The following is a 14822-nucleotide window of genomic DNA, read 5'->3' as shown; positions in this document are numbered from 1 at the left end:
TTCCCCTCAGGCGTTGAGCATCGACAGCGCCATGCGCTCGGCGGTGGCCAAGGCTGCGGAGGTCATGATGTCGAGATTTCCGGCGTAGGCCGGCAGGTAGTGGGCGGCGCCTTCAACTTCAAGAAACACCGACGTCTTGAGGCCGGAAAACCTGCCCAGGCCGGGAATGGTCAACGGTGCGTCTTCAGGGATGACGTCGAATTGCACGCTCTGCTTGAGGCGATAGCCCGGCACATAGGCGTTCACAGCGGCGGCCATTTCGACGATAGAGGCCTCGACCAGCGCTTGGTCTGCGGCTTCGCTGAGCACAAAAACGGTGTCGCGCATCATCAGCGGCGGCTCGGCCGGGTTCATCACGATGATCGCTTTGCCCTTGGTTGCACCGCCAATCACTTCGAGGGCCTTGGAGGTGGTTTCGGTGAACTCGTCGATATTGGCGCGGGTGCCGGGGCCGGCAGATTTGCTGGCAATCGACGCGACGATTTCGGCGTAATGCACCTTGGCCACTCGAGACACGGCAGCGACCATCGGAATGGTCGCCTGCCCGCCGCAGGTCACCATGTTGACGTTGAGCTGGTCGAGGTTCTGTTCCAGGTTGACCACCGGCACACAGTACGGACCGATGGCGGCCGGGGTGAGGTCAATCAGGCGGATGCCGGGTTTGATGGCCCGCAGAAAGGCGTCGTTCTTGACATGGGCACCGGCGGAGGTGGCATCGAACACGAAGTCGATGTCCTTGAACACGTCCATGCGCGTCAGGCCTTCAACCCCTTCGTGAGTGATTGCAACACCCATGCGGGCAGCACGGGCCAGACCGTCGGAGGCGGGGTCGATACCGACCATGGCGCCCATTTCCAGGTGCTTGGCATTGCGCAGGATTTTAATCATCAGGTCGGTGCCGATATTGCCGGAGCCGATGATGGCGACCTTGAGTTTCTTGTTCATTATTGTTGCCTCATTTGCACGCAAGTCGCCGATTACTCGGCGCTGCTGTGTTGCGAGAAGTCCACACCGACACTGCCGATGCCTTCGATATGCGCCTCGAAACGATCACCGGCGGCCACGGCCACCATCGGCCCCAGTGCGCCGGTCAGGATGATGTCGCCCGCTTGCAGCGGATTGCCCAGGCGCGCCATGGTGCAAGCCAGCCACACGGCCGCATTGAGCGGATGGCCCAAGCATTGCGCGCCGCTGCCACTGGAAACCTCTTCACCATTGCGGGTCATGCGCATGCCCGCATTGCGCAAGTCCAGCCCCTCGAGGCTGCGGGCCGGGCCGCCGAGTACGTAGCAGCCGCTGGAGGCGTTATCGGCCACCGTGTCGACAAAGCGGATGTTCCACTGCTGCACACGGCTGCCGACGATTTCCAGGGCCGGGACCACCCAGCCGGTGGCGGCCATGACTTCGTCGAAGGTGGTGTCGGAGTGGGGCAGGTCATGTTTGAGGATCAAGGCGATTTCCGCCTCGATCTTGGGTTGCAACACGCGATCGATGGGCACGGTCTGGTTGTCGCCGTAGCACATGTCGGCGAACAGGGTGCCGAAGTCCGGTTGGTCCACGCCCAGCTGCGCCTGCACCTTGGGGTTGGTCAGGCCGATTTTTCGGCCCACTACCCGGCGCCCGTTGGCGACGCCGTGGGCGACATTGAGCTGCTGGATGGTGTAGGCGGCTGTCGCGTTGTCTTCACCGATCAGCTCGCGCAGCGGTGCGATGGCGTTGCCGTGAGTTTCGGCGTGACGCAGGTCGGCGGCCAGTTGGGCCAGTGTTTCGGGAGTCGGGTTCATGGCGGTCTCGGTCATCAGTGGGTCAGGAAGTCCAGCACCATGCGGTTGAAGGTGTCGGCGTGCTCCCACTGCGCCCAGTGGCCGCAGCGGTTGAACACGTGCAACTGAGCCTTGGGCAGCCCTGCCAGCAGGCGCAAGCCGGTGTCCATCGGCACAAAGCGGTCTTCGCGCCCCCAGACCAGCAGGGTTTCGGCGCTGATTTCGTGCAGGCGATGGCTGAAGTCGGGGAACTGCTTGGGATTGAGGGTGCTGCTTTTGACGAAGTTTTCCAGATGGTCGCGGCGCGCCAGGAGGTTATCCAGACGGGTCTGGAACAGTTCTTCGGTCAGGCTGCTGGTATCGAAAACGAAGACGCTCATCATCTTCTTCAGGTTCTCGATGGTCGGCTCGCGGTACAGCGCACCGATCAGCTTGATGCCTTCGGTGGGCTGGGGCACAAACGCGCTCGGGCCGCCGGTGCCGCCGCCCATGAGGATCAGTTTGCCGATGCGCTCGGGGTTTTCCAGAGCGAAGGCCACGGTGCTGTGGGCACCCATCGAGTTGCCGATGATGTGCACCCGGTCAAGGTCCAGCACATCGAGCAGCCCCTTGAGCGCCGACGCATTGAGGTTGGAACGTGAGCCTTCGCTGACCACCGGATCGCTTTTGCTCCAGCCCGGGCAGTCGAGCAGGATCACCCGGTAACCGGCAGTCACCAACGGTTCGATATTGCGGTTGAAGTTGGCCCAGCCGCTGGCGCCAGGCCCGGAACCGTGGAGCATGACCACAGTTTCGGCACCCTGGCCGACGTCGTTGTAGTGCAATTGCAGGTCCAGGTCGCCTTCCTTGATACGGGCAAAGCGGCTGGTCGAGGCTTCAGTGAATACGCTGGCAGTCATGGCAGTGTTCCTTGAATTCAAAGGGTGGTGTTCAGCGGCTGTGCGCCAAGGGCGCCGAAGCCTGCGATCCATTCGGGAATCGGGCGGTAGTAGCGGCCTTCGGTTTGGTAAGGGCCAAAGGCGGACAGTGCTGCGAACGCGGCGACCCAGGTTTTCACCTCGTGGGTCGACTTGCCGGCCAGCGCCGACAGCGCGTCATTGCCCAGCGCATCGAGGTCGCTCAAGCGACCCTGCTCCAGCGTGTCGAGAAACTGTTGGTCCCAAACCGGGTTGAGCGGATGCAGGCTGTTCTGATCTTCGACGAAGTGCCGTGCGGCCTCGATGACTCGCTGCTGGCGTGCGGCGCGCTCATCGGCGGGCAACTGGCGGCCGCTGCCCATCAAGCGGTCGGCCATGCGCGCATCGACCTTGGCCAGTTCGGGCACTGGAGGCTGATGAGACAGTCCTCCGGACGCCAGAAACAGCACGCGCAGGTCCAGTGACTTGGCCCATTGGCCGATGGCCTCACCCAGCAAGCGCGCACGCTTGAAACCGGGCAGGGGCACCGCCACCGAATTGATGAAGACCGGAATCACCGGGCAGGTGCGCAACCCGCCCAGCAGCAGCTCCAGGGGTTGGGCAAAGGCATGATCGACTTGCATGCGGTAGGACACGGCGGTGTCTATCCCGGCATCCATAACCGCTTGTGCGCAGGCTTCGGCCAGCGCTTTGGGCACGTCGAGGGGGCCGGCGGCCGTGTCGAAATCACCGATGGCATCGGCAGCCATGCCAATGCAAAAGGGCGGCATGACGTCGTAGAAAAAGCCGTTGTAGTGATCGGGCCCCAGGAGCACGATCAGCTGCGGGTCGAAGCGGGCGATGCGTTCGCGGGCATCGCGGATCATGCTGTCCACTTCGGCCAGCACGTCAGGTGTCGGGTCGACGTAGCCCACCAGCGGCGTGTGTGACAAACAGTGCAAATAGGCGCTCATCTCAAGCCACCTTGCTGACGGCTGGCGTCACCTGGATGTGTGGCTGCGCGTTGAGCGCCAGGGCCAGTTCATTGCAGGCCTTGCCGAGGGTTTGCGGTGTGGCCAGCCCGGCGAGGAAGCGGTCAGGGCGCAACAGGGCAATGGACGATGAGCCGCGAGCGAACCACTCGCGCAGGCGGCCGCTGCTGTCGCCGACGCGAATCACGTCGTTGCCGGCGTCGCTCGGGGCCCTGAGCTGGACATCCGGCAGCACTTGAATAAACCGTGTGCCCAGTGCTTTCCATTGCGCAATCTGCGCCGCCGTCAGGCCCCAGGTCGGGTCGCAGCCCCAGGCGATAATCGCGAAATTCTCGCCGATCACTTCATCGAGCAATACGGTTGCACCCGCGTCGGTCAGCACCTTGGGCTGAATGAACATCTTGCCCACTGGCGAGCCTTTTTCACTCGGCACGATCAGGGCGCCACGGGTGTATTGCGGCATGGGCTTGAAGCGCATTTCGACGAAGTAGCGTTTGACCGGCGGCACATAGTTGAGCAGCCACGACACACCATCGCGCAGGGTGCCCTGCCAGCGCTTGGGGGGCGCCAGTACGTGGCCGGCCAGTACCGAGAGGTCGATCATGGCCTTGGCGTGATCCCGGCGTTCCAGCTCATAGCTGTCGAGCAGGCGGTCACTGGCCAGGCCCTTGATCACCAGTGACAGTTTCCAGGCCAGGTTGGAGGCATCGCGCATGCCGCTGTTGTAACCCTGGCCCTGCCAGACCGGCATGATATGCGCGGCATCCCCGGCCAGCAGTACCCGGCCCTGACGGAAGCGGCCTGCGAGGCGGGCGTTGTGGGTATAGACGCGGCTGCGAATCAGCTCGATGCGGTCCGGGTCCGGCAGCACCTTGGCCAGCAGCTTGCGCATGTTTTCGGGCTTGCTCAGTTCAGCTTCGGTCTCGCCGGGCATCACCATAAACTCAAAGCGGCGCACGCCGTGGGGCAGGGCGGCGGACACGTAAGGGCGCACCGGGTCGCAGCACAGGTACACATGGGGCGTGCTCAGGGGGTCGTTGGCGATATCCACCACGATCCACTGATTGGGCGCGGTCTTGCCCTCAAAACTGATGTCCAGGCTGCGGCGCACCAGGCTGTTGCCGCCATCGCAGCCAATCAGGTATTTGGCCTGCAAGCGCTCGCTGCGGCCCTCGGCGTTTTTCAGTGTGAGTTGCACGCCGCTGTCGCTTTGCTCGAAGCCTTCGAGTTCGCGGCCGAACAGCACCTTGACGTTGTCAAAGCGTTCCAGCCCTTCGAACAGGACCCGGTCTGCCAAGGGCTGGATAAAGGCGTTGCGCCGGGACCAGCCGAACTCATCGGTCTTGGGCTGGATGTCTGCAAAGCAGCGACCCTTGGGCGTCATGAAACGCATCGCATGCCAGGGCGTGGTGTGCGGCAGCACGTTTTCGGCAAGGCCGACGGCCTGGAATGTGCGCAGGCTTTCGTCATCCAGGCCAATGGCGCGTGGGTAGTCGATCAGGCTGTCGAGCTTTTCCACCAAGGTGACGTTTACACCACATTGGCCCAGGTAATTGGCGATCATCAGCCCGACAGGGCCAGCCCCGACAATGGCGACATCGGTACTCAGGTCCAAGGGGGAAGCAGTGGGTGCAGAACTCATGGGTATCTCCGTACAGCGCTTTTTTTGGATTTCTTGTTGGGCGCAGTATGGAAATCACGAAGCTGGTGAACAACGACAACCCTTGCTAGGGTGCACTCAGTGCACATCGTTGATTTACCGATAAAAATAATGGGAAACACATGAGCGAAACCGAATATAAGGCCGTGCGGGGCTTGATGCGCGGGCTGTTACTGATCAACGGTCTCAACCGTTTTGACGGGGGCGCCAGTACGGCTCAACTGGCTGAGCAGAGTGGCTTGCACCGCACGACCGTGCGTCGTTTGCTGGAGACATTGCAGGCTGAAGGCTACGTGCGCCGCAGTGAATCCGATGACAGCTACCGGTTGACGCTGAAGGTACGAGAACTGAGTGAAGGCTTTCGCGATGAGCAGTGGATTTCCTCGATTGCCGCGCCCTTGCTCGGCCAGTTGCTCCAGCAAGTGGCGTGGCCCACCGACCTGTGCACCCTGGACGGCGACGCCATGGTGATTCGCGAAACCACTCACCGTTTCAGTCGCCTGTCGTTTCACCGTTCGATGGTGGGTCGCCGCTTACCCTTGCTGATGACCGCAACCGGGCGGGCATATTTCGCGTTTTGCCCACCTGCCGAGCGAGAAGAATTGATCGAATTGATGATCAGTCGAGACGACGTGCAATCACCGCTGGCGGCGGATCGACGATTCGTCGAGCGACTGGTGGAGCACACCCGCAGCAAGGGTTATGGCGAAAACAACTCGCACTGGGGCGAAGAGCGCAAGATAGCGGCGATTGCGATCCCGGTGATGCATGAGGAGCGGGTCATGGGTTGCCTGAACCTGGTGTATATCGCCAAGGCCATGCCAGTTGAAGAAGCTGCCCGCCGCTTCTTACCGGCGATGCAGGAGATGGTGGGAAAAATTCAGGCGGGGCTGGGCGCAGACAAACTGTAGCCGCTGAGGAGCGCAGCGAGGCTGCGATGGGCAGCCCTCGCATTCTCAGACAGACCGGGTGTGCAGGGTTTGCGAGCGCGGCGTGCCCCCACGACAGTGCCGGAGTGAGGGAACCACCGAGCCTGGGCGAGGCGTCCGTTGTCACGGGACAGGGCCATGGTTACTTTTTCGGCGTTTGGAAAAAGTGACCCGCCGTAAGGGCGGAACCCGTAGAGAACCGTGACACATCGAATGGATATGGACTCGGCATAGCTGCGGGCGCTTCGCAAAACAACGGGCACACGGGGTACATATCCGGCATCCGCAGTTAACTGAAATGATGGTTTCGCTCTTACAGCGAGTCACTTTGCAAAAGCGGCAAAGTAACCAAAGCGCTTTCGCCCCCGCGTACGGCCTTCGCTGCGCTCAGGTTCCCTCATTCCGGTCCCGCTCCGTGGGCACGCCGTGACGGGCCATCCCTGGCCCAACACGGCTCACCCGGCATCCATGCCGGTCGACCCACTGCGCAGAACCTCCTCTCGGCCTCCCGAAGGGGCGGGCAGATCAAAAGCACTGCCCGCCGAGGCGGCCGACCGGCCGGCCTGATTGGTGGGGTGCATTCACGATCTGTAGTCGCTGACGAGCCGTGCGAGGCTGCGTTCGGCTTGGTGCGCCACTGCGGCGTAGCCGTCGTAAAATCAGCCTCCCAGGTTTATCAGGTAAACCGCGTATTCCGGTTTTGCGACCGCTGCGTGATCGAACGCAGCCTCGTTCTACTCGTCAGCGGCTTGTATGTGGGTGCTAAAACGTTTTGCGCAGGGTTCTGTGGCGTCTGCGATGGATTTTGCTTTTGCTGGAACCACACGAATGTCCAGACGACGCGAATGCCCATCACAGAAGGCCGAACGCAGGTGCTGTTATGGGGGTGGCGCGGCAGGACGCCGCGCCAGCCGCGATGGGCCATGGATGGCCCGTCGCGGCGTGCCCCCATGACAGTGCCGGAGTGAGGGAACCACCGAGCCTGGGCGAGGCGGCCGTATGGTAGGGCAAGCCTTTTTGGTTACTTTTCGGCGTCTGGAAAAAGTGACCCGCCGTAAGGGCGGAACCCGTAGAGAACCGTGATACATCGAATGGATATGTACTCGGCATAGGTGCGGGCGCTTCGCAAAACAACGGGCACACGGGGTACATATCCGGCATTTGCGGTTAACTGAAATGATGGTTTCGCTTTTACAGCGAGTCACTTTGCAAAAGCGGCAAAGTAACCAAAGCGCTTTCGCCCCCGCGTACGGCCCTCGCTGCGCTCAGGTTCCCTCATTCCGGTCCCGCTCCGTGGGCACGCCGTGACGGGCCATCCCTGGCCCAACACGGCTCACCCGGCATCCATGCCGGTCGACCCACTGCGCAGAACCTCCTCTCGGCCTCCCGAAGGGACGGGCAGATCAAAAGCACTGCACCCCGAGGCGGCCGACCGGCCGGCCTGGTTGGTGGGTTGCATTCACGATCCGTAGCAGCTGACGAGCCGTGCGAGGCTGCGTTCGGCTTGGTGCGCCACTGCGACGCAGCAGTCGTGAAATCGGCTTGCACGGTTAATCAGGCACTGCGCGTATAACTGTTTTGCGACCGCTGCGCGATCGAACGTAGCCTCGTTCTACTCGTCAACTGCTACGTAGAGGGATAGACGACGAATCCTGTAGACGCAGCCGTCGTATAACCCTGCACTGGGGTGTTTTTCTATGCAGGCTGCAATCGCCAACCCAACACATTCAATACGTCACAACCATCTCGCAGTAGCAGCGCAGCCGCCGTGGCAAGATGTTTGAGATCAACCGAATCTGCCTGCTGCAATTCGCGGCTGGAGAGTGTTTCCATAAGTTGGGTTGCCGCCAGCATGCGGGCCACGGCGTTGGCGTGAAGCACATCGAGGGGCGTATTGCGGTCGATAAATAAGGCGGGGATGGTGCAGTCGATGGCGGTTAGCGGAATAAATGGATGTTGAGTCATAAGTGATGCTCCTGGAAGGGTATTTGAGCCAGCTTATTTCGTCGCCAAACGAAAACAGGTGGCCGCTGTACGCGGGTTGGCGAACCGGTGATCCAGGAAACCCGGCAGACCCGAAGATCTCCCACGTACAGCTGCCATAAAGCAGTGCGAGCAAAATACACGCTTAGCCATATTTAACAACCACACGTTAACTGGATACTGCCAGGTCGCCAAACCCGGTCGCCTTATCGGCGAGGGCTGACTATAGGCGTCGTGCCGATACCTCAGCAATTGGCAAACCTGTGCGAAAAATCCTGAAAGTTCGTAGTGGGGCTGGTGATGTGCGGGGCCGCGATTGGGGGCTTTGGTGATAGCTGGCAGGCCGGGTACATATCCGGCATGCATGTCTAACTGGAATAGGGGTTTCGCTCTTACAGCGAGCCACTTTGCAAAAGCGGCAAAGTAACCAAAGCGCTTTCGCCCCTGCGTACGCCTGTCGCCGGTGCGCAGCGGTCCCGGGATCTTTACACTTTCTTTGTCTACAACCGCTGCCAGAGCGCATCAGCCTGGGGGTTACGGTTGTCCCTCCACCGCACCAGAATGACTTCCAGGTGGTCGGACTCCATGTCCGGATACAAGCGCACCAGCTCCCCGCGCTCGATCAGCGGTGCAACCATGCTGTGTGGCATGCACGCCACGCCCTGGCCGCTGGCGACCATCGGTTTGAGGGCTTCGGACACTGTGGCCTCAAACACCTGAAGCAGGCGGTGGGGCTGGGGGTGACGGTTGATCTGGGTACGGGACAATTCATGCAGTTGCGCACTGCGCGAATAACTGAGCAGCGGGATCGGTTCATCGGTCTGGGCGCAATGCACCGCCAGTGCCGGGGTGGCGACCCAGTACAGCTCGTCATGGCCCAAGGACTTGACCTCGAACTCACTTTGCCGGGAGTAGGGCGCGGTCTTGGTATCACGGTAGAACAGGATGAAATCACAACGTCCGGACATCAGCGCCATGTAGTAGTCATCGGTGCTGCGATAGCCGGTATCGATACGGGTGAACAGGGGCGCTTGCGGGTTGTTCAACTGGCTGATCCAGTCCGGGAAAAAGTTGCACGCCAGGGTGTGCAACGAGGCAAAGGTCAGGGGCCGATTCAGCACCTTCACGCTCTGTTCGCAGTCGCGGGCCATACGCACCAGTTCCACGGCATTGGGCAGCAAGGCTTCACCGGCGGCCGTCAGTCGCACGGGGTTGCGTTCGCGGTCGATCAGGGTCGCACCCAGGTGCGCTTCCAGCAATTGAATTCGCCGGCTCAGCGCCGATTGCGAAGAGCCGCGCATGCTGGCCGCCGCCGTGAACTTGCCGGTATCGGCCAGGGCGAGAAAGTCTTCATACCAGTCGATGTTCATAGAGTTATTCCAATATTCGATAGCGCGTCCAGCTTAGTGGATCAATAGTCGCTATCCGGCCCATGCCTCTGTCTTTATTGTGCGTCTTAACCGCCACCTGCCGTTGGATTGTGGTTGTCAGGCATAACAAGAAGAATTTTGAAGGGGCAATGATATGCACAAATTGAATAGGGTGAAGCTTTTACTTGGGGCACCACTGCTGGCGATGCTGGTGACCGGTGCTCAAGTTGCCCAGGCAGGTGTGCTGGACAAGGTCAAGGCCCATGGCAGCGTGCGCTGCGGGGTGGCCGGCGACAAACCGGGGTTTTCCCTGATTGACGACAAAGGTCGCTGGACCGGCATGGACGTTGACCTGTGCCGTGCCGTTGCCGCCGCCGTGCTGGGCGATGCGGACAAGGTCGAGTACCTGACCACCACTGCAAAAAACCGCTTTACCGCCCTGGCTTCCGGGGAAATCGACATTCTGTCGCGGGCCGCATCCTGGACCGCCGAACGGGTGGCCAATCTGGGTGTGGACTTCACCACGGTCTGGTTTTACGACGGCCAGGGTTTCATGACCCACGCCGCGGATGGCATTAAAAAGCTGACGGATCTGGACGGAGCAACGTTCTGCCTGTCGCCGGGCACTACGTCGGAGCAGAACCTCGAGGACTATTTCGGTCGGCGCGGCCTGACGTACAAGACGGTGGTCATCGAGAAAAGCCCCGAACTGTACGCCGCGTTTCAGCGCGGGCGCTGCAACGCCATCTCCAATGACTCCTCCGGCCTGGCTGCCCGATTGGCGCTGATGAACAACCCTCAAGACTACGTGCTGTTGCCGGAAGTCATTTCCAAGGAGCCCCTCGGCGCCTTCGTCGCCCAAGGGGACACCACCTGGCGCAATATCGTGACCTGGACCGCCTATGCCCTGATGACAGGTGAAGAACTGGGGGTGACATCTGAAAACGTCGACCAACTGCACAGTGATAAAACGGCGTCGACCGATATCGCCCGTTTGCTGGGCACTGAAGGCACGATCGGCAAGTCCTTTGGCCTGGACAGTGACTGGGCGTACCGCGCTCTCAAGCAAGTCGGCAACTACGCGCAGATCTATGACCGCAACCTCGGCCAGCAGACGGCACTGAACATCCCGCGCGGTCTGAACCGCAGCTGGAAAGACAATGGCTTGATGTACGCGCCGCCGATTCGTTAAGGGAATTACTGTCATGTCGACTTATCGTTCGCACAACCTGCGCCTGTCGAGTGTGTTGCAGCAAGGGCTGGTACTGGCTCTGGTTGCGGCGGTCTTTTACCTGCTTTCCAGTAACGCTGCGCTGAACCTGAAAAATCTGAATATTGCCTCGGGCTTCGGGTTTTTATCTCAGCGCGCTGGCTACGACATCAGTTTTTCGCTGATTGATTACACCCCGGACGCGAGCTATGCCCGGGCCTATCTGGTGGGGTTGCTCAACACCTTGCTGGTGTCGGTATTGAGCATTGTGCTGGCAACCCTCCTGGGGGGCGCACTGGGCATGGCCCGCGTCTCGGACAACTGGCTGATCAAGCGCCTGAGCGGGACGTGCATTGAGTTTCTGCGCAACGTGCCGCTGGTGGTGCATCTGGTCTGGTGGTACGGCCTGGTACTGGCGTTGCCAGGGGTCAAGCATTCGGCTTCGTTGTTTGGCGTGGTGTTTTTGAACAACAACGGTCTGAACCTGCCCTGGCTTGCGCAAGGCAGTCAGGTCGGCTGGGGCCTGACCCTGATGGTATTGGGTACGTTGCTGGGTTATGTGTTTTGTCGCGTCAAGGAAGCCCGTACACCGTGGCGCGGATTTGCCTCCCGCCGATGGCCAGTGCTGTTGGCCGGTGCGGTATTGCTGCCGTTGCTGGTGTACGTCTTGAGCGATGCCCATTTGCAATGGGAAGTGCCTGTGCAGCGTGGATTCGGGTTCAAGGGCGGAATCACCCTGGTGCCGGAGATGCTTGCCCTGTGCCTCGCCTTGTCGTTCTACAGCGCCAGCTACATCGCAGAAATCGTCAGGGGCGCCATTGAGTCGGTGCATCGCGGTCAGTACGAAGCAGCCAAAGCGCTCGGCTTCAAATCCGGCTCAACCATGCGCCAACTGATCGTGCCACAAGCGATCTATCCGATGATTCCGCAGATCACCAACACATACCTGAACATCGTCAAGAACTCCTCATTGGGTGTGGTCATCGGCTTTATGGAGCTGGTGTCGTCTACCGGCGGTACCACCCTGAACCAGACGGGCCAGGCCATTGAGTGCATCGCGCTGGTCATGGGGACTTACTGTGCAATCAGTCTGGTGATCTCTCTGGGGATGAACATCTATAACCATCGTATTGGCCAGAGGGGGCACTGAACATGACTGCCATGAATCAATCACTGGCTATCGCGCTGGCACCTCCAAAATTGCCCTGGGCTCAGCGGGCGCTGGCCTGGAGCCGTAGTCAGCTGTTCCCCAGTATTGGCCACAGCCTGCTGACGCTCGGCGTGATTGCACTGTTGTGCTGGTGCATTCCTGCGGCACTCAACTGGCTAGTGTTCGACGCGACGTTCGTGGGCGACAGCGCCAAGGACTGCAACCCCGCCGGGGCATGCTGGCTGCCGATCACCCAACGCTGGAACCTGTTTGTGTATGGCTTTTACCCGCAAGCCGAGCAGTGGCGAGTGACCCTGTCGCTGATACTGGCGGGCGCGGCGTTTGTTTTGCTGTTTTTCAAACGTCTGGACCGCCGCGTGCTGCTGGCGTACCTGGCCTTGCTGCCGATCGTGATGTGGTGGCTGCTCAAGGGCGGGGCCGGTTTGCCCGAGGTGTCTTCGACCAAGTTTGCCGGGATGCTGGTGACGGTCTTTCTGGGTACCGCAGGGATGATTTTCGCCTTGCCCCTGGGGATTTTGCTGGCCTTGGGTCGACGCTCAAAGTTGCCGGTTATCCGCATGCTGTGCGTGCTCTATATCGAGCTGGTGCGCTCGGTGCCGGTGATCTCTCTGCTGTTTATGGCTTCGCTGATGATTCAGCTGTTTCTGCCGCCGGACTCGGCCTTCGACATCCTGCTTCGGGTGCAACTGGTGCTGATCCTGTTTACCGCCGCCTATATGGCCGAGACCCTGCGCGGCGGTTTGCAGAACCTGCCCAAGGGGCAGTACGAAGCGGCCATGGCGCTGGGTTTTGGCTACTGGAAAACCATGGGCCAGATCATCCTGCCGCAAGTGCTCAAGCAATCCATTGCGCCCTTGCTCACACAATTTATCGGCCTGTTCAAGGAAACCACGCTGGTGATGATTGTCGGCGTGCTGGACATCGTCGGTATCGCCATGAGCACCGCCGTCGCGCCGGAGTGGGTTGAGTACGGCCACGAAATTTACGTCTTCCTGGCGATCTATTTCTTTGTCATCTGTTTTGCACTGTCGCGCTATGCCCGACATCTTGAACTTCGTATGGAGCAAAGCCGCTCATGATCATGAAACCCAAGGCAGATGCCGCCGAGATGGTGCGTATCGAACAATTGAACAAGTGGTTCGGCAATGCCCACGTGTTGAAAAACATCTCCCTGAATGTCCATGCCGGGGAGAAAGTGGTGATCTGCGGGCCTTCCGGTTCCGGCAAGTCGACCCTGATCCGCTGCATCAATCAGCTGGAACAGCATCAGCAAGGGTTGGTCGAGGTGCTGGGCGAGGAGCTCAATGGCAGCGTCAAGGGCCTGGAGCGAATCCGTCGGCAGGTGGGCATGTGTTTTCAGCACTTCAATCTGTTCCCGCACCTGACGGTACTGAAAAACTGTACCTTGCCCCAGACGTCCAATCTGGGTGTGCCTGAGGCTGAAGCCATCGAACGTGCACTGGCCTTGCTGGACAAGGTCAAGATGCGCGATCACGCCAACAAGTTTCCCTCGCAGTTGTCCGGTGGGCAGCAGCAGCGTATCGCTATTGCCCGGGCATTGTGCATGCAACCCAAGGTCATGCTGTTCGACGAGCCGACCTCGGCGCTGGACCCGGAAATGATCGCCGAAGTGCTGGATGTGATGACCAGCCTGGCCCAGGAAGGCATGACCATGATCTGCGTGACCCATGAAATGGGTTTTGCCCGAAAGGTCGCAGACAGGATCGTATTCATGGACCAGGGCGAAATCGTCGAAGAAGCGCCCCCCGAGCGTTTTTTTTCGGCCCCGGAATCACCTTGGACCCAACGTTTTTTGAGCCAGATAATTAATCACGGAGTGCATGCGCAATGACTCAATCCATAGCGATGGCCCTGCATGGCGGAGCCGGGGTGCTGATGCCCGGCGTGCTGACGCACGATGACGAACAGGCGATTCACGCAGCGTTGTTGCAGGCGCTCAGGGCCGGTGTTGAGGTGCTGGAACAGGGCGGCAGCAGCCTGGACGCCGTGCAGGCAAGCGTTGTAGAACTCGAAGAGTGCCCATGGTTCAACGCCGGCAAGGGCGCGGTGTTTACCCACAAGGGTGACCACGAACTGGACGCGGCGATCATGAACGGCGCCAACCTCGAAGCTGGAGCGGTGGCTGGCGTACATCACGTGCGTAACCCGATTTGTGGTGCACGGGCGGTACTGGAGCACAGCGAACATGTGTTGCTGGCAGGCGAGGGTGCGGATCTGTTTCTGTCCGAACAACCCGATCTGGAGCACGTCAGCAACGACTGGTACGACACCCCCTTGCGTCGCCGACAGTGGGCTGCCCAGCAACAACAGCCGCAGACCGTGTTGCTGGAGCCGGGTGGCGTCGAGAAAAAATTCGGCACTGTGGGGGCTGTGGCGCTGGACCAACAGGGTCATGTTGCGGCGGCCACCTCTACAGGCGGCATTACCAACAAACGCTACGGACGCGTGGGTGACTCGCCGCTGATTGGTTGCGGCACCTGGGCCGATGACCGCAGTGCCGCGATTTCGGCGACCGGTCACGGCGAGTTCTTCATGCGCACGGTGGTAGCACACAATATTGCGTCGCGGATTCGGTTGGTGGGATCGAGCCTGGCGCATGCCTGCGAGCAGGTCGTGCAGGGCGAACTCAAGGACTTGGGAGGCAACGGCGGAGTAGTGGCGGTGTCACCGTCCGGCGAGACCGTCCTGAGCTTTAATACGCCGGGCATGTACCGCGCCTGGCGCGATACCGAAGGCGGTTTGCACACGGCGATTTATGCCGAGGATGATCGTCTGCATCCTCTTTGAGTCTGTTGACCCGTGGGGCGGCTGGAGACTAGTCTCGATC

Annotated in this window: 13 protein-coding genes; 6 read left to right on the top strand and 7 right to left on the bottom strand. The window is 60.6% G+C overall.

Going from position 1 to position 14822, the window contains the following annotated elements:
* Nucleotides 1-6 precede the first annotated feature (6 nt).
* Genes RGV06_RS05195 through RGV06_RS05175 form a run of 5 tightly spaced genes read right to left on the bottom strand, consistent with a single transcriptional unit; the run spans nt 7 to nt 5293 of the window.
* Nucleotides 7-945 carry an acetaldehyde dehydrogenase (acetylating) gene (locus RGV06_RS05195; protein ID WP_046808985.1) on the bottom strand — a complete coding sequence of 313 codons (939 nt, stop codon included), beginning with the start codon at nt 943-945 and terminating at the stop codon, nt 7-9.
* Nucleotides 946-977: 32 nt separating this feature from the next.
* Complete coding sequence (gene mhpD, locus RGV06_RS05190) at nt 978-1784, bottom strand: 2-keto-4-pentenoate hydratase (protein WP_046808992.1); 807 nt, start codon at nt 1782-1784, stop codon at nt 978-980.
* Between the two features lie 14 nt (nt 1785-1798).
* Nucleotides 1799-2662: an alpha/beta fold hydrolase gene (locus RGV06_RS05185; RefSeq protein ID WP_019829307.1), complete on the bottom strand. Its 864-nt coding sequence runs from the start codon at nt 2660-2662 to the stop codon at nt 1799-1801.
* Nucleotides 2663-2679: 17 nt separating this feature from the next.
* On the bottom strand, nt 2680-3633 hold the full coding sequence (gene mhpB / locus RGV06_RS05180; RefSeq protein ID WP_019829308.1) for a 3-carboxyethylcatechol 2,3-dioxygenase: 954 nt from the start codon (nt 3631-3633) through the stop codon (nt 2680-2682).
* A 1-nt stretch (nt 3634) separates the two neighbouring features.
* Entirely contained in the window at nt 3635-5293 is a 1659-nt protein-coding gene (locus RGV06_RS05175; RefSeq protein WP_322149517.1) for a bifunctional 3-(3-hydroxy-phenyl)propionate/3-hydroxycinnamic acid hydroxylase, read from the bottom strand.
* A gap of 140 nt (nt 5294-5433) precedes the next feature.
* Between RGV06_RS05175 and RGV06_RS05170 the strand changes: the two genes are divergently transcribed.
* The gene (locus RGV06_RS05170; RefSeq protein WP_322149516.1) at nt 5434-6222 is read left to right on the top strand and encodes a DNA-binding transcriptional regulator; all 789 of its coding nucleotides are present in this window, start codon (nt 5434-5436) and stop codon (nt 6220-6222) included.
* A 1713-nt stretch (nt 6223-7935) separates the two neighbouring features.
* Here RGV06_RS05170 and RGV06_RS05165 read toward each other — a convergent pair.
* Nucleotides 7936-8205 (bottom strand): hypothetical protein, encoded by a 270-nt coding sequence (locus tag RGV06_RS05165; protein ID WP_048351816.1) that lies wholly within the window; start codon nt 8203-8205, stop codon nt 7936-7938.
* A 518-nt stretch (nt 8206-8723) separates the two neighbouring features.
* Nucleotides 8724-9593, bottom strand: a complete 870-nt coding sequence (locus tag RGV06_RS05160) for a LysR family transcriptional regulator (protein ID WP_046810811.1) — start codon at nt 9591-9593, stop codon at nt 8724-8726.
* A 154-nt stretch (nt 9594-9747) separates the two neighbouring features.
* Between RGV06_RS05160 and RGV06_RS05155 the strand changes: the two genes are divergently transcribed.
* Genes RGV06_RS05155 through RGV06_RS05135 form a run of 5 tightly spaced genes read left to right on the top strand, consistent with a single transcriptional unit; the run spans nt 9748 to nt 14782 of the window.
* On the top strand, nt 9748-10785 hold the full coding sequence (locus tag RGV06_RS05155) for an amino acid ABC transporter substrate-binding protein (protein WP_019826075.1): 1038 nt from the start codon (nt 9748-9750) through the stop codon (nt 10783-10785).
* Nucleotides 10786-10798: 13 nt separating this feature from the next.
* Nucleotides 10799-11953: an amino acid ABC transporter permease gene (locus RGV06_RS05150; protein WP_019826073.1), complete on the top strand. Its 1155-nt coding sequence runs from the start codon at nt 10799-10801 to the stop codon at nt 11951-11953.
* 2 nt (nt 11954-11955) lie between these two features.
* Nucleotides 11956-13053: an amino acid ABC transporter permease gene (locus RGV06_RS05145; protein WP_019826071.1), complete on the top strand. Its 1098-nt coding sequence runs from the start codon at nt 11956-11958 to the stop codon at nt 13051-13053.
* On the top strand, nt 13050-13826 hold the full coding sequence (locus RGV06_RS05140; RefSeq protein ID WP_322149515.1) for an amino acid ABC transporter ATP-binding protein: 777 nt from the start codon (nt 13050-13052) through the stop codon (nt 13824-13826). Before RGV06_RS05145 ends, RGV06_RS05140 begins: the two co-directional genes overlap by 4 nt.
* Nucleotides 13823-14782: an isoaspartyl peptidase/L-asparaginase family protein gene (locus RGV06_RS05135; RefSeq protein ID WP_046810813.1), complete on the top strand. Its 960-nt coding sequence runs from the start codon at nt 13823-13825 to the stop codon at nt 14780-14782. The genes RGV06_RS05140 and RGV06_RS05135 overlap by 4 nt, the downstream gene beginning before the upstream one ends.
* Nucleotides 14783-14822 lie beyond the last annotated feature (40 nt).

It is taken from the genome of Pseudomonas sp. CCI3.1 (genome assembly GCF_034313985.1).
Classification (GTDB): Bacteria; Pseudomonadota; Gammaproteobacteria; order Pseudomonadales; family Pseudomonadaceae; genus Aquipseudomonas; species Aquipseudomonas psychrophila.
The sequence above is the reverse complement of the archived record's forward strand: the minus strand, read 5'-3'. Positions and strand labels throughout refer to the sequence as shown.